Source organism: Bacillus sp. AL-1R, assembly GCF_052180195.1.
Lineage (GTDB): Bacteria > Bacillota > Bacilli > Bacillales > Bacillaceae_G > Gottfriedia.
Genome location: NZ_CP197469.1, coordinates 4,366,885 through 4,389,761, shown reverse-complemented (window position 1 = coordinate 4,389,761; position 22,877 = coordinate 4,366,885). Strand labels below are relative to the sequence as shown.

The following is a 22,877-nucleotide window of genomic DNA, read 5'->3' as shown; positions in this document are numbered from 1 at the left end:
GAATTTTTTTGTAGTATGGAGGAAGTAATGGAAGTATTAGATTGTCAGTGTCGGTATTGTAAAAAACAAATGGGTAGTATTGAAAAACAACAATTGTTACAAGTTTCATCTTCGTATTGTCATTCTTTCGAGGAAGAATTAAGCGATTTTGTAAATTTTATTCAATCTCCTAATCAAGTAATTTATATTGTGTGCGAGGATTGCGAAATGACTCTATCTGAGTTTCCACATTATCATGAATATAAGAATTTCATAAATTAAATTGCCTTTGGTTTATAACTGAGGCGTTTTTCTGTTTTTTTCTAGACTCTGTTAAGATTTAGTATGTTTAGCTATGAATGATACTTAAAATGATAAAGTTAAAAAAATTATAAATATAAACTTCAACTAAGATTAATGTTACTTAGATTGACTGTTAGGGGAGATTGACTTCGTGATTGGTTTAATTGAACAATTTAACCAGTATAAAGATATTAAGAAAGTAATAAGTGGCCTAAAAAATGGGCTAAGAGAACAATTGGTTACAAATTTAACGGGGTCTGCGAAAACGTTGCTTTCTGGAGCCGTTTTTAAAGAAACTGGGCAAACTCAGTTAATTGTGACAAATAATCTTCTTCAAGCTCAAAAAGTATCGGAAGACTTAAAATCGGTTGTTGGGGAAGATAAAGTTTTTTTATATCCTGCAAATGAATTGATTGCTTCAGAGATTGCAGTATCAAGTCCGGAGCTTAGATCACAAAGACTAATTGCGTTAAATAGTTTGATGTCAAAAAAACCGTCGATAGTCGTTACGCCTGTTTCTGGATTAATTGGCTATTTGCCATCTCCAGAGTTATGGTCTAACAACCAGATCAATTTTGAAATTGGTGAAGAAATCGACTTATCGAATTTGATTTCAAAGTTTGTTCAAATGGGCTATGAACGTGTTGGGATGGTTGAAAGTAAAGGGGAGTTTAGCGTACGCGGAGGAATTCTAGATATTTATCCGCTAACGTATGAAGACCCTATTCGAATTGAGCTCTTTGACACAGAAATCGACTCAATCCGTTCGTTTTCTCCTGATTCTCAAAGATCTATTACAAAATATGAGAGTGTCCATATTGGTCCGGCGACTGAAAGGATTATTTCAAAAACTGATTTGCAATTAGGCGTTCAACGAATCGAACAAGCATTCAAAACAACTCTATCAAAAATAAGTGATCAACAAGTAAAAGAGTTATTGGTTGAAAAGGTAACTTATGATCTTGAACAACTAAAACAAGGGCAATTGATTGATCAAATATACAAATATTTTGGTCTAATCTATGAAAACCAATTTAGTTTACTAGATTATGTTCCTATGGAAACTGTCGTTGTTATTGATGAGATTTCGAGGGTTCATGAAATTGTAGAGCAGCTTAAAAAGGATGAAGCAGAGTGGTATACATCCTTACTAGCTGAAGGAAATGCATTACATGGAGTAAGTTTTTCACATGACTTTTTTGATTTACTGCAATCAAGAAAGCGCCAACAAATTCACACGAGTCTTTTTCCAAGAAGAGTACCTCATACGCATCCTGAACAGGTAGTCTCAATTCAATGTAAATCGATGCAAGAGTTTCATGGACAAATGAATCTGTTGAAAAATGAATTAGATCGTTGGAAGAAAAATAAATATACCATTGTTATGCTCGGCGAAAGTGAAGAAAGAACAAGTAAAATTGAAAATATATTAGCAGATTATAAAATTGAGGGTAAAATTGTTTCTTCACTGGAACAAATAAAAAATGGTGAAGTATACATTATGAAAGGTGATCTCCGTTCTGGGTTCGAACTTCCTTTAGAAAAATTTGTTCTCATAACAGAGCGTGAGTTATTCACAAAAAAAGCTAAGAAGAAAAAAAGAGTCAATACAAAATTATCAAATGCAGAACGAATAAAAAATTACTCAGAATTAAAAGTTGGAGATTATGTTGTTCATGTAAATCATGGTATTGGTAAATTTTTAGGAATTGAAACACTAGAGATTAATGGAATTCATAAAGATTATTTACATATTCGATATCATGGTGATGATAAATTATTCGTACCGATTGAACAAATTGATCAAGTACAAAAGTATGTTGGATCTGAAGGTAAAGAGCCAAAGATTTATAAGCTTGGTGGGACTGATTGGAAAAAAGTTAAGAAGAAGGTTGAAGGTTCAGTTCAAGATATAGCTGATGACTTAATTAAGCTTTATGCAGAACGCGAAGCATCAAAAGGCTATGCATTTTCACCTGATGGACTCGAACAACAAGAATTTGAAGCTTCATTCCCTTATCAGGAAACTGACGATCAACTTAGATCAATTCAAGAAATTAAAAAGGATATGGAAAGAGAACGTCCAATGGATCGACTGCTTTGCGGTGATGTAGGATACGGAAAAACAGAAGTAGCTATTCGAGCGGCTTTTAAAGCAATTGTTGAAGGTAAGCAAGTTGCTATACTAGTTCCTACTACAATTTTGGCACAGCAGCATTTCGAAACATTAAGAGAGAGGTTTCAAGATCATCCAATTAATATCGGTCTGTTAAATCGTTTCCGAACTCGCAAGCAGCAGCTTGAAACGATGAAAGGCTTAAAAGAAGGTTCTGTCGATATAGTAGTTGGAACACATCGTCTATTATCAAAAGATATTGTATATAAAGATTTAGGACTTTTAATTATTGATGAAGAGCAAAGATTCGGTGTATCCCATAAAGAAAAAATAAAACAACTAAAAGCAAATATAGACGTTTTAACGTTAACAGCAACTCCAATACCTCGTACATTGCATATGTCGATGCTAGGAGTAAGAGATTTATCAGTTATTGAAACACCGCCAGAAAATCGTTTTCCAGTTCAGACATATGTAGTTGAATATAATGCTGCATTAGTGAGGGAAGCGATTGAAAGAGAGCTTGCTCGAGATGGACAAATTTATTTCTTATATAATCGAGTGGAAGATATTGAACGTATGGCTGAACAGATTTCAATGCTTGTACCAGATGCAAAAGTAGCTGTAGCTCATGGTCGAATGAATGAAGGGGAACTAGAATCAGTTATGTATGCCTTTTTAGATGGCCAATATGACGTATTAGTCAGCACGACGATTATCGAAACAGGTGTAGATATTCCAAATGTTAATACATTGATTGTATATGATGCAGATCGAATGGGGCTATCAACTCTTTATCAATTAAGAGGGCGCGTAGGACGTTCGAATAGAGTGGCATATGCTTACTTCACATATAAACAAGATAAAGTGTTGACTGAGGTTGCCGAGAAGCGTCTGCAAGCAATTAAAGAATTTACAGAACTAGGTTCAGGTTTCAAAATCGCTATGCGTGACTTATCAATACGAGGTGCAGGGAATTTACTAGGTGCACAACAGCACGGATTTATTGATTCGGTTGGTTTTGATTTATATTCTCAAATGTTAAAAGATGCAATTGAGCAGCGTAGAGGCGTTAAGAAAGAAGATACCATTTCAATTGAAATTGACATTGAAGTAGATGCTTATTTACCTGATACGTATATTCAAGATAGTAAGCAAAAAATTGAGATGTACAAGCAATTTAGACGTATTGAAACTTTTGAAGAATTAAATGATTTACAAGATGAATTAATGGATCGTTTTGGTGATTTCCCGCTAGAAGTTGGCTATCTATGTCAAGTTGCTCATATTAAACTTTTAGCTATTGCAGAGAAGATTGAACTGATTAAACAAGTTAAATCAGAAGTAAGTGTCTATTTTTCTGAAAAGGCAAGTGCTAATATCGATGGCGGGAAGTTGTTCCAACTATGTAACTCATTCGGTCGAGGTATTGGCTTAGGAATGGATGGATCAAAATTAAAAGTAACACTAGACGTTAAAGGAAAAAATCCAGCTGACTGGCTTACTACACTAGAAGGTTTAATTAATGGGTTAAAGAACGTTAAAAAAGAGAGCGTAAATGCTTAGGAACATAATCTGAATGGCTGCTTTAATATTGCGATAAAGTATTTATAAGTTACCAAAAAGTGCTTATAGTACTATATTTTTAGTAAAGGTGTTAAAAAATCTCACTTATTTTGTATAGAACTTTCGTTGTGTAGGATACTATCATTAATTAAGGGTGACCTTACCTCATTGTCACTCGGATATCTTTCATCAACGTAGACATGCAAGTAAGTGAGGAGGCGCTTTACAAGTATGAAAGCAACAGGTATTGTTCGTCGAATTGACGATTTAGGTCGAGTAGTAATACCAAAAGAAATTAGGAGAACTTTACGGATTCGTGAAGGTGACCCATTAGAAATATTTGTGGACCGAGATGGAGAAGTCATTTTAAAGAAATATTCACCAATTAGTGAATTAAGCGATTTTGCGAAGGAATACGCTGATGCACTTTACGACACACTTGGACATACTGTCATAATAAGTGACCGAGATTCTGTTGTAGCAGTTGCAGGGGCTTCCAAAAAAGAATACTTAAACAAAAACATTGGTGATATTATCGAGAAAACGATGGCAGAGCGTAACTCAAAAGTAGTTAGCGAACCTGGGGAAGCTTCATTTATCGAAAGTGTAATTGAAAAATATCAATCCTATGCAGTAGGAGCAGTCATCGCAAGTGGGGATCCAATTGGAGCTGTTGTTATCTTTTCAAAAGATAAAACTATTTCCGAAGTTGAAAAGAAAGCGATCGATACTGCTACTAATTTCTTAGCTAGACAAATGGAGCAATAATCATATATGAAGTAAACATGGACCAGTGAGGAATAATACCTTAACTGGTCTTTGTTTTTTGAGGCTATTAACGACAGGATACACCTTTAAACAAAACCACTACTTGCCAAATTTGGGAAAGGGAGGGTTTTTCTTTTGGCAACTCTTTACATAAGCCCTAATTATGTAATACATTAAAGGGTGAACCGTCTAACAAAGGAGTTGTTATCCTTTTGCAAAAAGCCAAGCAAAAAGCAGCCCTACAAGGGGCATTGTTCATAACGATAGCATCATTATTATCGAAAGTATTAAGTGCGTTTTATAAAATTCCGTATCAAAATATTGCCGGCGATTTAGGTTATTATATTTACCAACAGGTATATCCAGTCTACGCGATTGCTCTAGCTTTTTCTACATATGGCTTTCCATTAGTTTTATCGTCTTATGTTGCTGAAAGATTGGCGAAAAAAGATGACAAAGGGGCTAAAGAATTGGTTTATGCAACATTTATGATGTTGTTAGTCATTGGGTTGTTGTGTTTCTTTACTTTATACATAGGAAGTAATAGTATAGCAAAGTTTATGCGTGATGATCACCTAGCGATGTTAATCCGTGTTGTTAGTGTTGGCTTTTTATTTGTTCCAATAACTTCAGCATTTCGAGGATATTATCAAGGTTTAGGTGATATGGGACCTACTTCAGTTAGTCAGGTGATTGAGCAATTAATCCGAGTTATTACGATTTTAGTCTTATCTCTTTATTTAATGCAAACGACCGACAATCTTTATATTGTAGGTGCAGGGGCTGTTTCAGGTTCGATACTAGGTAGTATAGCAGCGATAATGTACTTCTTTTATTGGGTTTCTTTTCGTGGCTCTGGATTAACCATACCATCATTCGGTTTACTAAAAACCTATCGTTTAGAATTAAAAACAATTTTGTATCAAGGGATCTTACTAAGCTTAAGTAGCTTAGTACTTGTATTCATTCAGTTTATCGATTCACTCACTTTTTATCCGTTACTAGTACAATATGGATATCATGTTGAAGGTGCTAAGCTAGTAAAGGGTATATATGACCGTGGATTTCCGCTAATTCAATTAGGCTCTGTCATTGCTTCATCGTTTTCACTTGCTTTAATTCCGTACTTATCTAGTGAATTAGTTCGCAAAGAACATCTTTCTATTAATAATCGAATCTCAGGTGCCATTAGAGTAAGTATTGTAGTAGGTGCAGCAGCCACAATTGGTTTAATTTCAATTATTCATCCAACCAATATAATGCTTTATCGAAATGATTTAGGGACGGATGTCCTTGCTGTTTTATGTATATCGATTTTCTTTGCAGGTGTATCAATTACGACATCTTCAATCGCGCAAGGATTAGGTAAAAGTTTAATCCCGGCTTTAAATGTAATTGCTGGAGGATGTGTTAAATTTATTGGAAATGTTATTTTAATGGAGCAAATTGGATCAAAAGGAGCAGCTTATTCAACAGTATCTGCTTTAATTATTGTTACGATTTTGAACTTAGCTTATATATATAAATTGTCAAAAGTAACATTTTTTGACGTTCAGTTTATTGGAAAATTACTAGTATCTGTAGCCATTATGTATGGTTGTGTATATGGTTATGAGTACATTTTTGAAAAATATGCAATGTTTATTAATCCGCTCCGTTTAAGAATGTTAGTCGAGGCACTATCTTCAGCGGTTGTAGGTGCAATCGTATTTGCGGTTGTGTTAATAAAAATTAAGTTATTTACAGTAGAAGAGCTATGCTCAATCGTTAAAAGCAAAAAACTGCAGAAATGGCTTTCTTAAAAGAACAGGAGGATCAAAATGAACAAGATTACAGTTTTAGGTTTAGGAGCAGGTGACCTTAATCAGCTTCCGTTTGGTATTTATAAATTGTTACAAAAAACTGACAATCTTTATTTACGTACAAAAGACCACCCTGTTATAAGTGAATTAGAAACAGAAGGATTAACATTCCTGTCATTCGATGAAATATATGAAAAACATGATCGCTTTGAAGAGGTTTATCAAGAAATTGTTCAACTATTGGTGAAAGCCTCTGAAAATGCGGCAATTACATATGCTGTTCCAGGCCACCCACTTGTAGCGGAAAAAACTGTTCAGCTTTTAATAGAGCTTGCAGAAAAAGGCAATATTCAGCTAGATATCAAAGGTGGACAAAGCTTTCTAGATGCAATGTTTACTAGTTTGAAGATTGATCCAATCGAAGGCTTCCAGTTTGTTGATGCAACAGACTTAGAAGAGGAATCGATTACATTTAGACAGCATTTAATCATTTGCCAAGTTTACGATCAAATGACTGCCTCACATGCGAAATTAAAGCTAATGGAGCAGCTTCCCGATGATTATGAAGTCGTAATTGTTACAGCAGCAGGTAGTTCGCATGAAATAATAAGAAGAGTACCATTGTTTGAGTTGGATCGTGATACATCCATCAATAATTTGACAAGTGTTTATGTACCGCCAGTTAAAAATGAAGAGGATCTATATCATCAATTTGAAACACTTCGCTCAGTCATTGCAACCCTAAGAGGCCCTAATGGATGTCCATGGGATCAAAAGCAAACCCATGAATCGCTGAAGAAGTATTTATTAGAAGAGGCTTATGAGCTACTTGAAGCAATCGATGAAGAAGATGACGATCATATTATTGAAGAGCTTGGAGATGTATTACTTCAAGTCATGTTACACGCCCAAATCGGAGAAGATGAAGGTTACTTCTCAATCCAAGACGTAATTCAAGGATTAGTGAGTAAGTTAATCTATCGTCACCCGCATGTATTTTCAACAGTTCATGTGAATGATGAGGAAGACGTATTAAAAAATTGGCAAGAATTAAAACAAGCTGAAAAAGGACATGTAGTTGAGTCGGTTCTTTCAGGCATACCAAAGGATCTTTCAGGATTATTAAAAGCAGAGAAACTGCAAGGCAAAGCTGCGAAAGTAGGGTTTGACTGGAAGGAACTACCGCCAGTGGTAGATAAGGTTAAGGAAGAGTTAACCGAAGTTCTTGATGCCATCAAATTGAATGATCAATCTAAAATGGAAGCGGAACTTGGTGATTTGTTATTTAGTATTGTTAATTTAGCACGTTTTATTGATGTAAACCCTGAAGAGGCGATTTTAAAAACTAATATGAAATTTACAAATCGTTTTCAATATATTGAATCAAGACTTCGTGAAATAAATAAGACATTTTCTGATGTATCTCTTGATGAAATGGATGAGATATGGAATGAAGCTAAAAAATATGAATAATGTCTAATTGAATGAGAATTGAGGAGAATAAATTATGAGACTTGATAAATTTTTAAAAGTATCGAGAATTATTAAGCGTCGTACTCTTGCTAAAGAAGTAGCTGACCAAGGAAGAATAACGATTAACGGAACAGTTGCAAAAGCATCAACAGAAGTTAAAGTAAATGATGAATTAAAAATTCGTTTCGGACAGAAAATTGTTACAGCAAAAATTAATTTACTTAAAGAGACCGTTCGAAAAGAAGAAGCAGATTCAATGTATACGATCATAAGTGAGGAAAAACTGTCAGATAGCTTGTTCTAAAAAAGTTGTCCCTTCATATACTTGTACAAATAACACTGTATTAGGAATCGATTTACTAGAGGTACAGTTTATGTAAATGGAGGGACTAGTATGAATAATCCGTATGAGCTAAATGCCAAAAATACAAGCCAAATAATCGAGCAAGATTTATCGTTAAAAAGTAGAAGATATCTTGAAATTACTGGAGTTAAACAGGTTGAGAGCTTTGATAGTGAAGAGTTTCTATTAGAAACAGCTTTAGGTTTTTTGCATATTAAAGGTCATAATTTACAAATGAAAAACCTCGATGTAGAAAAAGGTCATGTAGCAATAAAGGGAAAGATTAATGAACTTTGTTATATTGACGAATACAATTCAGGGAAAGCTAAAGGAATCTTTAGCAAGCTATTTAAATGAGCTTAAACGTTCAGTTCTACTCAATGATAGCGATGGTTGGTATGGGTGCATATCTTGGTATGGCACTAGATACATACCATCGTTTTTTATATCGAGGTACTCGTAATCGATTGATTGTATTTGCAACTGATATTTTATTTTGGGTTTTTCAGGCTCTATTAGTTTTTTATGTATTATACTTAGTTAATGAAGGTGCACTCAGGTTTTATTTACTATTAGCCTTATTATGTGGTTATGCGGCATATCAAAGTCTTTTTCGAACGATTTATAAAAAATTATTAGAACTTGTTATTAAGCTGGTTATTAGCCTTTACCGCATTATTGTCAAGTTAATCGTAATATTTATTGTAAAACCTATAAAGTGGATTATTCAGGTAATAATCATTATTCTTTTGTTTATTTATGGACTCCTTATTCGACTAATCCGTTTAGTTTACAACGTTGTACTATCAATTCTTTTGTTTTTCGGCAGAGTATGTTGGTTTTTTGTGCCAAAACGAGTCAAAAACTATTTAATGCAATTTAAAGGAGTTTTCGGAAAATTCAAGAATATCTTCCTTACTACTATTAAAAAAGTAAAGAACCTTTTAGATAGGAGGAAGAAATAGGTGGAACATGCGAGAAAGTTGGATTTAACTAGACAAGTTCAAGATAAACAAAATATTACTTTAGTTGAGGAGCGTAGTGTTAAGCCTAGGAGAAGGAGTTTTAAAAAGTTTTTAGTGCGTATTTCATTATTCTGCTTTTTAACTGTCCCCCTATTTTTTTTATTACAGTCTCATTTAGAAACACAACAACATGTATATTCAACTAAAGTAAAACAATTGAAACTAGCAAAGGCTGATCTAAAGAAAACAAAGAGTTCTGTAGAAGATTCGAAGCGTATGATTGAACAATTAAACGATGATCAATATATTATTGAGTTAGCTAGAAAGAATTTATTTTTTTCTAAAAAGGGAGAAATAATTTTTCCAAATATCAAGTAATTATCGTTTCATTGACACTTGTTTTTATAATTTTATATAATATAGTAAATCCAGTTAAACATTTTTAAGGAGGAGCATTTTTTTTATGTCAATTGAGGTAGGCAGCAAAGTTAGTGGGAAAGTTACAGGAATTACAAATTTTGGTGCTTTTGTTGAGTTACCAGAAGGAGTAACTGGACTTGTTCACATTAGTGAAGTAGCTGACAACTATGTTAAAGATATTAATGAACATTTAAAAGTTGGCGATGAAGTAGAAGTAAAAGTAATCAATGTTGAAAAAGACGGTAAAATCGGCCTTTCAATTAAAAAAGCGAAAGAACGTCCACCAGTAAAAGAGGGAGAGCGTGAGCAAAGACCTCGTCAAAGCAGACCTTCATATGGAGGCGGCGGTGGTGGAAACCGTGGAAAAAATCAAAACCGTTCAGATCAACGTCCGGTTAAAGAAACATTTGATCAAAAAATGAGTAAATTTTTAAAAGACAGTGAAGATCGTCTAGCTTCATTAAAACGTAACACAGAATCTAAACGTGGTGGTCGTGGAGCTCGTCGAGGCTAATTTCCTACCTTGTCAGGACATAAATAGGTATATAGAACACGCACTCTTTGATGGGGTGCGTTTTTGTATGAAAAAATAATAAAATAACATTTAAAAAAACTGTTGACGATAAATTAGTACCATGATATTATAAACCTTGTCGTTTAAAGATAATGGCGGTGTAGCTCAGCTGGCTAGAGCGTACGGTTCATACCCGTGAGGTCGTGGGTTCGACTCCCTCCGCCGCTACCATTCCCTTTAACGGCCCGTTGGTCAAGTGGTTAAGACACCGCCCTTTCACGGCGGTAACACGGGTTCGAATCCCGTACGGGTCATACAAAAACGTTTAGTCTCTTTAAGAGAGGCTAGGCGTTTTTTTTTTGCCCTGAGAGTTGGTATATAAGACGTTGTTATGGTTGTAAATGTGGTAAGCTCTTCTTTAGAAAGCAATTCGTTTGTCTCCAGCTATAAAAAAGGCTCAATCGATCATAGCGATTTAAAGTAAAGTTTTAATGAAACGAGCGAGATTTTCGGGGTATCTCATATGACAGCAATTAGAAGGTTTGTCAGATTTCAAGGGAATAAATTGTCATCATGGGCATGAGCCTTTCATTTGAAGCTGTTGTTCATGAAGCGTTAGTGGAAACCAGTAAAAGGGTAAAGAAAATGAATCGAAGGATATTCTTAAAACGAAAGAAGCAATCGAATCGTTCTACTAAGAAGTAAAAGAAATTGATATTCCAAAATTTAACCGAGTAATAAAAACGTTATAAAACTGGCAAAATGAAGTATTCAATTGTTTTGCATATTACGAGTCAAATGGTTTCTTGAATAAATAACGAATCATACAAAAGTCATAAAAAGAAACGCTTTTGGATTTAAGTCCTTCAAGCGCTTTCGATCAAAGATAGTTCTAGCGCATCAGTATTAGATATTGGAAATTATATTGGATGAAGTGAATGGTCATCTCACCTAACATTTTACATAAACTTTTTTCTAGGAACATGTATCCATCCTCTTAATCCTATTCTTCATTCCAACTGTTCTCTCTTTATTCTGAATTTCGATTGACATAAAATTTAATAATTGCGTTTCTTTTACCCTATTAGAGAAATTATGCTGCAAGCTTTCCTCATATTTTGTAAAACAGTTGTACGTAGATGCTTTTTCCGTCGAAGAAAACTTTTTTTTGCCTTTGTCATTTTGACATATTCCTTCAATTGGACAAGTTAAAATATGTTCAATAAACCAAATCGGATGAGGTGGAAATATGACGAAACTACAAAGAGGATCTTCTAATTCTTCAGCAAGCTTGGTCCCTACGAATGGATTTCAATCAGTATTTCGGCAATCTTCTAAATCAATTAAATCCAAATTAGAGCGAGCATTCTTTGACTTTGGGCTACTAATCTTTTTAACGGGATTTTTATTAGGACGAGCGTTGATACTATCTCATATACTCCCGTTTGTATTACCGTTTTTTGCCTCAGTTTATATGATGAAGCGCGAGCGAACAGGAATAGCCTTTGTTGCTCTTATGATCGGTTCATTAACTGTGTCAGTTGAAACGGTTAGTTATGCATTCGCCACAATTATCCTATTTTTTATCCTTAATATATTCTTCGCTAGAGTTAAGAGACATTATATAGGTCTTGTACCTTTTCAAGTTTTTTTATCCGTATTTATTAGTCACCTATTAATTGCATATGCTTTTCAACAAGAAGTTCTGATGTATGATGTTTTGATGGCTTCAGTTGAAGCAGGGTTGAGTTTTATTTTAACGATGATCTTTTTCCAAAGTGTACCTTTACTTGCGGTTCCTAAAAGAAAACAGCTTTTAGGTGTTGAAGAAATCGTATGTTTAGTTATTCTTTTAGCTTCGGTTGTGACGGGGACAACTGATTGGTATATTCAAGATTTATCTATTCAGCATATCGTTACTAGATATATTGTCTTGCTATTTGCCTTTGTAGCGGGTGGAACGGTCGGTTGTACAGTAGGAGTTGTAACGGGTCTTATACTAAGTCTAGCCAGTGTTTCAAGTCTATATCAAATGAGTCTATTAGCATTCTCTGGCCTACTTGGTGGCCTTCTTAAAGAAGGAAAAAGATTAGGTGCGGCAGCCGGACTATTAATAGGGACATGCCTAATCAGCTTTTATGCTGAGAAACAGTCAGATATCATTTTTTCAATCATTGAATCTGTGATTGCGATTGTCTTATTCTTAATTACCCCATCATTCCTACTAAAACAATTGGCTAAACTAGTACCGGGAACAGAAGAACACTCTACAGATCAACAACAATACTTGCGTAAAATCAGAGATTTGACAGCTAATCGAATTACTCAATTTTCAAACGTGTTTGAAGCTTTATCTGCAAGTTTTTCACAGCCTAGTCAGTTTGCACAAATTGAAGACGAATTAACTGATGAAGAACTGTTCATTTGTAGTATTTCAAACAAGTGCTGTAATAGTTGTATGAAAAAGGACCATTGCTGGTCAAACAACGGAGACCGAACATATCAATACATGGAAAATATGATGCATTTAGTTGAAAAGGATCAGCTCATTAAAAATGGCCAATTTATGAGAGAGTGGGAAAAATATTGCCAACGTTCTTCAAAAATGGCAGATTTGATGAAGCAAGAGGTTTTCTACTTCCGTGCAAATCAAAGACTTAAAAAACAAGTGCAAGAAAGTAGAAGATTAGTGGCAGAGCAATTGCGCGGGGTTTCAAAAGTTATGGTCGATTTTGCAAAAGAAATTCAACGAGAAAAAGAAAACCATCAATTACAGGAAGATCAAATCTTACAGGCTTTATTAAACTTTGGAATTGACGTTAGCCAAGTAGAAATTTATAACTTAGAGCAAGGTAATATTGATATAGATATATTAATACCGTTTGAAAACGAGTATGGTGAATGCCAAAAGTTAATCGCGCCGATTCTATCAGATATTTTAAAAGAGACAATTGTTGTATTAAAAGAAGAGGCAGCTACAATACCAAATGGAGGTAATTACTTAGTTACTTTTGGATCAGATAAAGCCTTTGTTATTGAAACCGGGGTTGCAACTGCAGCTAAAGGTGGAGGCTTTATTTCAGGAGATGCATTTAAAATAATGGATGTAGGAGCAGGAAAGCATGCTATTGCAATTAGTGATGGAATGGGAAATGGAGAGCGAGCACATATTGAAAGTAATGAGACACTAAAACTACTTCAAAAAATATTAAACTCAGGTATTGAAGAAACAGTCGCTATTAAATCGATTAACTCGATTCTATCTTTACGTACTACTGAGGAAGTGTTTGCTACATTGGATTTAGCAATGGTTGATTTACACGATGCTTCAGCAAAGTTCTTAAAAATTGGTTCGTCGCCAAGTTTTGTGAAACGAGGCAAGCAAGTTATTAAGATTGAAGGGAGTAATTTGCCAATCGGGATTATTGATGAATTTGATGTAGAAGTAGTAAGTGAGCAATTAAAAGCTGGAGACTTATTAATTATGATGAGTGATGGTATTTTTGAAGGACCAAAACATGTTGAAAATTACGAAATGTGGATGAAACGTAAAATAAGTGAATTTGAAACAGATGATCCACAATCAGTAGCAGAGCTGTTACTGGAGGAAGTAATTCGTTCGAATACAGGTGATATTAATGATGATATGACGGTCGTGGTTGCGGTTGTTAAACGAAACTTGCCAGAATGGTCGTCTATCTCATCATATAGTGCGATGGCATAGTAAAATAAAATAAATAAAGGTTTATCCCCTCCCGTAATTGGACAAAATGGTAACAACTTTTACGCGGAGGGGATTTTCTATGTATAAAGGAAAGTTAAAACAAATTCTACTAATAACTGATGGATATTCTAACCATGGTGAAGATCCGTTAGCTGTTTCAAGCCTGGCACAAGAATATGGTATTACTGTAAATGTAATTGGAATATTAGATGAAAATGTACAAAGTGGCGACGGTTTAAAGGAAATCGAGGAGATTGCTAGAGCAGGTGGGGGAATTAGCCAAGTCGTTTATACAAAGCAACTTTCTCAAACAGTCCAAATGGTTACTAGAAAAGCGATGACACAAACAATTCAAGGATTTGTTAATAAAGAATTAAAGCAAATTTTAGGCAATAGCAATTCGATTGAATCACTCCCTCCTTCAAAGCGAGAAGAGGTATATGAGGTTGTAGAGGACATCGGTGAAACTGTAGGGTTAGAAGTTATTATTTTAGTAGATACGAGTGCTAGTATGAAAGACAAGCTAGAAACTGTTAAGGAATCATTATTTGATTTACAAATTAGTTTAAACTCAAGAACAGGAGAAAATGCCTACTCATTATTCATATTTCCTGGGAAACACGATGATGTAGACAAATTATTAGATTGGACACCTAAATTAGAAAAACTAAATACAATTTTTCCTAAGTTAACGATGGGTGGTATGACACCAACTGGTCCTGCTTTACGTGAGGCTTTAAACTATTTTAATGAACAAAACTACAATAGAGGTATTAATGGTGATGATGAACAATCAATTGAATGGGCAGATTAATTTAGCGCCTGGGACTCACATTACTGGAAAGTGGAATAAAAACAAATACGAAATTAAGAGTTTACTTGGAAATGGAGCAAATGGAACAGTTTATCTAGCTTCTGGAAAAACTGGAGATGTTGCTATTAAACTAAGTAAAGATTCTACTAATATCACGAATGAAGTAAATGTTTTAAAAAAAATCACACAGGTCCAGGATTCATTCCTTGGGCCTTCTTTTATCGATGTAGATGACTATATAAATCCAGGTACAAATGAATGCTACTATTACTATGTTATGGAATACGTAAATGGTGTAAGTTTACCAAAATTTATTGAAAGAAACGGAATGGAATGGAGTAGTATTTTTATCATACAAGTTTTATCATTGTTAGATAAATTGCACCATAAGGGCTATATTTTTGGAGATTTAAAAACAGACAATTTACTAGTTACGAAAGAGCCGAATAAAATCCAGTGGATCGATTTTGGAGGGGTTACTCAAATTGGCCGTGCTGTTAAAGAGTTTACGGAGTTCTTTGATCGTGGCTACTGGGGCTTAGGTTCTAGAAAAGCAGAAGTTTCCTATGACTTATTTGCTGTTACGATGATTTTTATCCACTTGCATTGTAAAAAGCAATTTTTAAAAAATGGACTAGGTATAAAACAATTGGAACAAGTAATTAGTCAAACGCAAACCCTTATTCCATATAAAGAGTTTCTAATGAAAGGTTTAAAAGGTGAGTATGTTAGTGCAAATGCCATGAAACAGGCTCTATTAATGTATGAGCAATTGATAAATGCTACAAAAAAGAAGAAGAGTAAAAAGGTTCAAACTACTACAGCACAAACAAATTCAATGAATCAAACAAGGCAATCAAAAAAGCAAAATCAGACAGCTAATCAAACATCACAATCAAACAAACATAGTCAGCCAGCAAATCAATCTAGAAATTCAACTAGTCAGAATCAAAAATCTAATCAATCGACACAGACAAGATCAAGGAACAATGTCCAAGTAAAGCAAAAGAAGAAAAGGATTCATTGGTTCGAAACATCGACCATTCTCATATTAATGGGCTTGGCTTATGCATTATATTTTTATTATCAAATGTAAATTATAGTACTCCAATAGTGTGAATGGTAACATATATATATGAATTTTACTTTCATTTAGGAGTATAGATAAATGGTAATTAATCAATTAAAGGAATTTCTAAAACAAAACAATATTATTAGAAATAGTGTAATTGTGATCGGTGTTTCTGGAGGTCCAGATTCAATGGCGTTAGCTCACTCTTTATTATCAATTAGAGAAGACTATGGGTTTTCGATTATAATCGCACATGTAGACCATATGTTTAGAGGACAAGAATCTCTAGATGATTTGGAATATGTTAAGAACTGGTGCCTCCAAAATAACGTTAAATTTGAAGGTAGAAGTATAAACGTAAATCAATATATCGATGAAACGGGATTAAGTGGTCAATTGGCGGCAAGGGAATGTCGATATCGTTTTTTTGATGAAACGATGAAGAAATACGAAGCGAACTATTTAGCGTTAGGTCATCATGGAGAAGACCAAGTTGAAACGATTTTGATGAGGTTAACAAGAGGTAGTTCGCAGATCGGTTACGCTGGGATTAGGGAAAAGAGATCTTTTAGTACGGGCGAAATTATTCGTCCATTTTTAGATTTAAGAAAACAAGCATTAACTACATATTGTCTCGAACAAGGTATTATTCCTCGAAAAGATCCAAGTAATGATAAAGATGCATACACAAGAAATCGATTTAGACATCATATTCTACCTTTTATTTTTGAAGAAAATCCAACTGCACACAAAAGATTCCAGCAGTTTAGCAGACAGCAATTAGAAGATGAACTATATTTAATGGAATTAACTGAAGACGCAATGAATACAGTTATTAAAAATAAAGAAAAGCAAGCAGTCACTATTGATGTTAAACAGTTTTTAAATATGCCTATATCTTTACAAAGGAGATGTATTCAACTAATATTAGAATATGTCTACCTATATATCCCTAAAGGCTTGACACAAGGGCATCTTAATTCAATTCTGACTTTATTACGAAATGAAAAATCCACGTGGGAGCAGCATTTACCTGAAGGACTTTTTGTCACACGCTCATATAATGAATGCACGTTTACATTCGAACAATTGAATGTGAAGGATTATACTATTTCTATTAATGGGCCTGGTGTTTACGAACTACCAAATGGTTTTTCAATAAAAGTTGAATTAAAAAGTTATGAACCAAAAAAAGACACGTTTATTTGTTCTATCAAGGATGTTTCTTTTCCACTCATTGTACGGAATCGAAAGAATGGTGATCGAATGTCATTAAAGGGTATGAATGGGTCAAAAAAGTTAAAAGATATATTTATTGATGAAAAAATGAAACAATCATTACGTGATGAATGGCCAATAATTACGGATAGTCAAAATAATATATTATGGGTACCTTTCGTAAAGAAATCTGCATTTGAAAGAAATTTTTCGACAGATGAGTCACTCATTGCAATACAGGTGGTTTCTAAGAGTTTCTAGGAGGAAAAAATGAAACAAGACATTCAAGAAGTATTAGTAAGTGAAGAGGCAATACAACAAAAAGTAGTAGAATTAGGTGCAGTACTAACTGAAGAGTACAAAGACCGTTTTCCACTAGTAGTGGGTGTTTTAAAGGGAGCTCTTCCGTTCATGTCTGATCTTATCAAGCATATTGATACATATATCGAAATTGATTTTATGGATGTTTCTAGTTACGGACATAGCACAGTTTCTTCTGGTGAAGTAAAAATTGTAAAAGATTTAAATACTTCTGTAGAAGGAAGAGATGTAATCATTCTAGAAGATATTATTGATAGTGGTCTAACTTTAAATTATTTAGTTGAACTATTTAAACATCGCAAAGCTAATTCGGTTAAAATCGTTACTTTATTAGATAAGCCAAGCGGACGTAAAGCAAATATTGAGGCTGATTTAGTTGGTTTCGAAGTACCAGATGCTTTCGTAGTAGGATATGGTTTAGATTATATTGAGCGTTATCGAAATCTGCCGTATGTTGGCGTTTTAAAGCCTGAAGTTTACACGAAATAAGTCAAGTTTTATTCGTTTGTTTACATGGTATAACTATGCTACTATATAAAGTAATTAAATTGAAAGAGAGGAGGTTTGGAATTGAATCGAATTTTCCGTAATACAGTCTTTTACATATTAATCTTCTTAGTTGTGATTGGTGTTGTTACATATTTTAATGGGCCAGAATCTCAAGTTAAGAAAGTAAGTTACGATACATTTTATACTAAGTTACAAAAAGGAGATGTTAGCAGTTTAACATCTATCCAACCTAAAAATGGAGTGTACATAGTAAGAGGTCACTTTACAGATGTAAAAAAAGGCGAATCTTTCCAAACTCAAGTACCAATTAGTGACGAAACGACAAAAATAGTTAACAAAGCAGTTGCTGACTATAAAATAAAGGCTAATTGGAATCCAGCTGAAACAACAAGTGCGTGGGTGCAAATCTTCACTTCACTTATTCCATTTGTTATTATTTTCATTCTGTTCTTCTTCTTAATGAATCAGGCACAAGGTGGCGGAAGCCGTGTTATGAACTTTGGGAAGAGCAAAGCTAGACTTTATAATGACGAGAAAAAGAAAGTGCGATTTAAAGATGTTGCAGGTGCAGATGAAGAGAAGCAAGAACTTGTTGAAGTAGTAGAGTTCTTGAAGGATCCTCGTAAATTTTCTGAATTAGGTGCAAGAATTCCTAAAGGGGTACTATTAGTAGGACCTCCTGGAACAGGTAAAACATTATTAGCAAGAGCTGTTGCAGGAGAAGCTGGAGTTCCATTCTTCTCAATCAGTGGTTCTGATTTCGTTGAGATGTTTGTAGGGGTCGGTGCTTCTCGTGTTCGTGATTTATTTGAAAATGCGAAGAAAAACGCTCCTTGTATCATATTTATAGATGAAATTGATGCTGTAGGTCGTCAACGTGGTGCTGGATTAGGTGGAGGTCACGATGAGCGTGAACAAACATTAAACCAGTTACTTGTTGAAATGGATGGCTTCGGTGCTAACGAAGGTATCATCATCATCGCTGCAACAAACCGTGCTGATGTTCTAGACCCAGCGTTATTACGACCAGGTCGATTTGACAGACAGATTACGGTAGATCGTCCTGATGTAGTAGGACGTGAAGCAGTATTAAAAGTTCATTCAAGAAATAAACCATTATCACCAGAGGTAGACTTAAAAGCGATTGCTCAAAGAACTCCTGGTTTCTCTGGTGCTGATTTAGAGAATTTATTAAACGAAGCGGCATTAGTTGCGGCTCGACGTGATAAAAAGAAAATCGATATGCTTGATATTGACGAAGCAACTGACCGTGTAATTGCGGGTCCTGCTAAGAAGAATAAAGTTATATCTGAAAAAGAACGAAAAATTGTTGCGTTCCATGAAGCTGGACACACGGTTATTGGCCAAGTGTTAGATGAGGCTGAAATGGTTCATAAAGTAACAATTGTACCTCGTGGTCAAGCTGGTGGTTATGCAGTAATGCTTCCAAAAGAAGATCGTTACTTTATGACAAAACCGGAATTACTTGATAAAATTACAGGTCTACTTGGTGGACGTGTTGCTGAAGAAGTGGTATTTGGTGAAGTAAGTACAGGAGCTCATAATGACTTCCAACGTGCAACAGGTATTGCTCGTCGTATGGTTACTGAGTTCGGTATGAGCGATAAACTAGGTCCATTACAGTTTGGTCAATCTCAAGGAGGAAATGTATTCCTTGGTAGAGACTTTAATAATGAACAAAATTATAGTGATAAAATTGCTTATGAGATCGATGTAGAGATCCAAACAATCATTAAAGAGTGTTATGCAAAAGCAACTGATATTATTAAGACGCATCGCGATAAATTAGACTTGCTTGCTAACACATTATTAGAAGTTGAAACTTTAGATGCAAAAGGCATTAAGAGTCTTTGGGAACAAGGCACTCTTCCTACATCTCCAACTTCAAAAGATGAGGTTAAAGTCAACATATCTAAAAAGAATGATGAGCCAACTGAGCCTAAAATCACAGAATAAAAATTAAGAGTGTCTTTCTAGACACTCTTTCTTTTGTTTATTGGTGAAAAATAGGATCTTGTCTATTGAGGAAATCAGTTCATCGAAGTGTTTTAGTGCATCAATGTGTACCTATATGCACGGCAGAAAGCATCTATTTTTAAACTACTATCAACTTATGTTATCATTACTTTTAAAGTGGTTAAAAAATGTAATTGAGACAAAAAATATAAAATAAATGTTTTATTTTTGAAATGGAGAGACGGTGGATTATATGTTATTTGTAATCGATGTAGGAAATACAAATACTGTTTTAGGTGTTTACCAAGAAGATGAGTTAATACATCATTGGAGAATTGAGACGAATCGTTATAAGACGGAAGATGAGTATGGTATGGTCATTGGTTCATTACTTGAATATGCGGGTATTGGATTTGATGAATTTCATGCGGTTATTATTTCTTCAGTCGTCCCACCGATTATGTTCTCATTGGAAAGAATGGCAACAAAATACTTTAAACAAAAGCCACTAATCGTAGGTCCTGGTATAAAAACAGGTTTAAACATAAAATATGATAATCCGAAAGAAGTGGGTGCGGACCGAATTGTTAATGCGGTTGCAGGAATTGCACAATACGGAAGCCCGCTGATTATTGTAGATTTTGGAACGGCTACTACATATTGTTATATAGATGAAAATAAAAATTACATCGGTGGAGCAATTGCACCAGGTATCAACATTTCAACAGAGGCTCTATATACAAAGGCTTCAAAACTGCCTCGTATAGAGCTTTCAAGACCTTCAAATATTGTCGGCCGCACAACTGTAGAAGCAATGCAGGTTGGAATCCTATATGGTTATGTAGGTCAAGTTGAAGGGATTGTAAAACGAATGAAAGCTCAAGCGAAAGTAGAACCTACTGTTATAGCAACAGGTGGACTTGCAGCATTAATATCTAAGGAATCAGATATTATTGATGTCATGGATCCATATTTAACCTTAAAAGGTCTACATTTAATTTATAAACGAAATTCATAAAAAGGGGTACAATATGAAAGATTATTTAGTAAAAGCATTAGCTTTTAACGGTGAAGTCCGTGCATACAGCGTTAGATCAACAAATATTGTAAAAGAAGCACAAGAACGTCATGATACTTGGTCAAATGCTTCTGCTGCATTAGGCCGTACACTAACTGCTGCTACGATGATGGGTGCTATGTTAAAAGGCGATGAAAAATTAACTTTAAAAGTTGAAGGTAATGGCCCAATTGGTCATATTTTAGTCGATAGTAATGCCAAAGGTGAAGTGCGAGGATATGTACAAAATCCGCATGTACAAACTGAACTTAATAAGCATGGAAAAATTGATGTAGCTAGAGCTGTTGGTACTGTAGGTACAATCTCAGTCGTTAAAGATATTGGTATGAGAGAACCTTTCACAGGTTCAGTACCTATTGTTTCAGGTGAACTTGGAGAAGACTTTACTTACTATTTTGCTGTATCTGAGCAAACTCCTTCATCTGTAGGTGTTGGTGTATTAGTAAACCCGGATCATTCAATCTTAGCAAGTGGTGGATTTATTATTCAAATTTTACCTGGTGCAAGTGAAGAATGTATCACTCAAATTGAAAATCGTTTAAAAACGATTAAACCAGTTTCTAAACTGATTGAGGAAGGCCTAACTCCAGAAGAAATTTTATATGAAGTGTTAGGAAAAGAAGAAGTGAAAGTTTTAGAAACGATGGATGTAAAGTTCCAATGTCAATGCTCAAGAGAGAGAATTGAGGGTGCTCTTTTAAGTATTGGTAAACAAGAATTACAATTAATATTAGAAGAGGATGGAGAAGCAGAAGTAACATGTCATTTCTGTAATCAACCTTATCATTATTCAGAAGAACAATTAAAAGAACTAATTAACAAATTGTAGGTGAAAGTTGAAGGAATTTGTCGAGCTTTCTTTTCATAATTTATTATGAATTTCATACAAGTTATGTATAAGAGAAAGTAATTGACAGATTCTTTTGTTTTTTACATAATGTATATTAAACAGGTCAATATACTAGGGATTAGGAGTGGATGGAATGAAAGTTGCAAATTCAGTTTATGAATTAATCGGAAGAACTCCAATTGTAAAACTTAACAGATTAGTAGATGAGGACAGCGCGGAAGTATACTTAAAACTAGAATTTATGAATCCTGGTAGCAGTGTCAAAGATCGTATTGCTCTTGCGATGATTGAGGATTCAGAGAAAAAAGGTTTAATAAAACCAGGTGATACAATTATTGAACCAACTAGTGGAAATACTGGTATTGGATTAGCGATGGTAGCAGCGGCTAAAGGCTATAAATCGATTCTGGTAATGCCAGAAACAATGAGTATTGAGAGACGAAACTTATTACGTGCCTATGGCGCAGAATTAGTTCTAACTCCAGGCCCTGAAGGAATGGGAGGAGCAATTCGTAAAGCAGATGAATTAGCAAAGGAAAATGGTTATTTCGTTCCACAACAGTTTAATAATCTTGCAAATCCTGAAGTCCACCGTTTAACAACTGGTCCTGAAATTGTTGAACAAATGGGAGACCAACTTGATGCATTTATTTCAGGAGTTGGTACAGGAGGAACAATCTCTGGTGCGGGAGCTGTTTTAAAAGAAGCTTACCCTGGAATTAGTATTGTTGCAGTTGAACCTGAAGACTCTCCTGTTTTATCAGGTGGTAAACCAGGTCCGCATAAAATTCAAGGTATTGGAGCAGGTTTTATACCTGAAACATTAAACACGGATATTTATGATGAAATCGTTCAAATCAAAAATGATGATGCAATGGAAACAGCTAGAAAAGTAGCAAAAGAAGAAGGTATACTTGTTGGTATTTCTTCTGGAGCTGCAATTAGTGCTGCATTACAAGTTGCAAAAAAACTTGGAAAAGGTAAAAAAGTACTTGCGATTATTCCAAGTAATGGAGAACGTTATTTAAGTACAGCATTATACCAATTTGAGTAATTTTAAAATC

The 22,877-nt window shown here is 34.6% G+C and carries 19 protein-coding genes and 2 tRNA genes; all 21 read left to right on the top strand.

Annotated elements, in window-relative coordinates; translation table 11 throughout:
- The first annotated feature begins 27 nt into the window (after positions 1-27).
- Positions 28-261, top strand: a complete 234-nt coding sequence (locus ACSBO6_RS21020; protein WP_180232930.1) for an anti-sigma-F factor Fin — start codon at positions 28-30, stop codon at positions 259-261.
- 172 nt (positions 262-433) lie between these two features.
- Positions 434-3,964 carry a transcription-repair coupling factor gene (mfd, locus tag ACSBO6_RS21015; RefSeq protein WP_098846219.1) on the top strand — a complete coding sequence of 1,177 codons (3,531 nt, stop codon included), beginning with the start codon at positions 434-436 and terminating at the stop codon, positions 3,962-3,964.
- A gap of 231 nt (positions 3,965-4,195) precedes the next feature.
- The gene (spoVT, locus tag ACSBO6_RS21010; RefSeq protein ID WP_114347079.1) at positions 4,196-4,732 is read left to right on the top strand and encodes a stage V sporulation protein T; all 537 of its coding nucleotides are present in this window, start codon (positions 4,196-4,198) and stop codon (positions 4,730-4,732) included.
- A gap of 212 nt (positions 4,733-4,944) precedes the next feature.
- A complete protein-coding gene (locus ACSBO6_RS21005) occupies positions 4,945-6,534 on the top strand; it encodes a putative polysaccharide biosynthesis protein (protein WP_098846221.1) in 1,590 nt (529 codons plus the stop codon).
- A gap of 18 nt (positions 6,535-6,552) precedes the next feature.
- Positions 6,553-8,007 (top strand): bifunctional methyltransferase/pyrophosphohydrolase YabN, encoded by a 1,455-nt coding sequence (yabN, locus tag ACSBO6_RS21000; protein ID WP_098846222.1) that lies wholly within the window; start codon positions 6,553-6,555, stop codon positions 8,005-8,007.
- Positions 8,008-8,041: 34 nt separating this feature from the next.
- On the top strand, positions 8,042-8,311 hold the full coding sequence (locus ACSBO6_RS20995; RefSeq protein WP_098846223.1) for an RNA-binding S4 domain-containing protein: 270 nt from the start codon (positions 8,042-8,044) through the stop codon (positions 8,309-8,311).
- A 90-nt stretch (positions 8,312-8,401) separates the two neighbouring features.
- Positions 8,402-8,707 carry a sporulation protein YabP gene (yabP, locus tag ACSBO6_RS20990; protein WP_056474457.1) on the top strand — a complete coding sequence of 102 codons (306 nt, stop codon included), beginning with the start codon at positions 8,402-8,404 and terminating at the stop codon, positions 8,705-8,707.
- Positions 8,704-9,315 carry a spore cortex biosynthesis protein YabQ gene (yabQ, locus tag ACSBO6_RS20985; protein WP_098846224.1) on the top strand — a complete coding sequence of 204 codons (612 nt, stop codon included), beginning with the start codon at positions 8,704-8,706 and terminating at the stop codon, positions 9,313-9,315. Before yabP ends, yabQ begins: the two co-directional genes overlap by 4 nt.
- A complete protein-coding gene (locus tag ACSBO6_RS20980) occupies positions 9,316-9,693 on the top strand; it encodes an FtsB family cell division protein (protein WP_098846225.1) in 378 nt (125 codons plus the stop codon).
- Positions 9,694-9,778: 85 nt separating this feature from the next.
- On the top strand, positions 9,779-10,249 hold the full coding sequence (locus ACSBO6_RS20975) for a S1 domain-containing RNA-binding protein (RefSeq protein ID WP_056474447.1): 471 nt from the start codon (positions 9,779-9,781) through the stop codon (positions 10,247-10,249).
- A 154-nt stretch (positions 10,250-10,403) separates the two neighbouring features.
- Positions 10,404-10,480: transfer RNA gene (locus tag ACSBO6_RS20970), tRNA-Met, on the top strand.
- 11 nt (positions 10,481-10,491) lie between these two features.
- A tRNA-Glu gene (locus tag ACSBO6_RS20965) sits at positions 10,492-10,563 on the top strand.
- 935 nt (positions 10,564-11,498) lie between these two features.
- Positions 11,499-13,973, top strand: coding sequence for a stage II sporulation protein E (gene spoIIE, locus ACSBO6_RS20960; protein ID WP_498843954.1), 2,475 nt, complete (start codon positions 11,499-11,501; stop codon positions 13,971-13,973).
- Positions 13,974-14,052: 79 nt separating this feature from the next.
- Positions 14,053-14,787 (top strand): VWA domain-containing protein, encoded by a 735-nt coding sequence (locus ACSBO6_RS20955; RefSeq protein WP_098846227.1) that lies wholly within the window; start codon positions 14,053-14,055, stop codon positions 14,785-14,787.
- Positions 14,756-15,883, top strand: coding sequence for a serine/threonine protein kinase PrkT (gene prkT, locus ACSBO6_RS20950; RefSeq protein ID WP_098846228.1), 1,128 nt, complete (start codon positions 14,756-14,758; stop codon positions 15,881-15,883). The genes ACSBO6_RS20955 and prkT overlap by 32 nt, the downstream gene beginning before the upstream one ends.
- Before the next feature lie 72 nt (positions 15,884-15,955).
- Entirely contained in the window at positions 15,956-17,338 is a 1,383-nt protein-coding gene (gene tilS / locus ACSBO6_RS20945) for a tRNA lysidine(34) synthetase TilS (protein WP_098846229.1), read from the top strand.
- Between the two features lie 9 nt (positions 17,339-17,347).
- A complete protein-coding gene (gene hpt, locus ACSBO6_RS20940; protein ID WP_098846230.1) occupies positions 17,348-17,887 on the top strand; it encodes a hypoxanthine phosphoribosyltransferase in 540 nt (179 codons plus the stop codon).
- Between the two features lie 81 nt (positions 17,888-17,968).
- Positions 17,969-19,885, top strand: a complete 1,917-nt coding sequence (ftsH, locus tag ACSBO6_RS20935; protein WP_098846231.1) for an ATP-dependent zinc metalloprotease FtsH — start codon at positions 17,969-17,971, stop codon at positions 19,883-19,885.
- 253 nt (positions 19,886-20,138) lie between these two features.
- Positions 20,139-20,903, top strand: coding sequence for a type III pantothenate kinase (locus tag ACSBO6_RS20930; protein ID WP_098846232.1), 765 nt, complete (start codon positions 20,139-20,141; stop codon positions 20,901-20,903).
- Between the two features lie 13 nt (positions 20,904-20,916).
- Positions 20,917-21,792, top strand: a complete 876-nt coding sequence (hslO, locus tag ACSBO6_RS20925) for an Hsp33 family molecular chaperone HslO (RefSeq protein WP_098846233.1) — start codon at positions 20,917-20,919, stop codon at positions 21,790-21,792.
- Between the two features lie 154 nt (positions 21,793-21,946).
- Positions 21,947-22,867 (top strand): cysteine synthase A, encoded by a 921-nt coding sequence (cysK, locus tag ACSBO6_RS20920; protein WP_098846234.1) that lies wholly within the window; start codon positions 21,947-21,949, stop codon positions 22,865-22,867.
- The last annotated feature ends 10 nt before the right edge of the window (positions 22,868-22,877 follow it).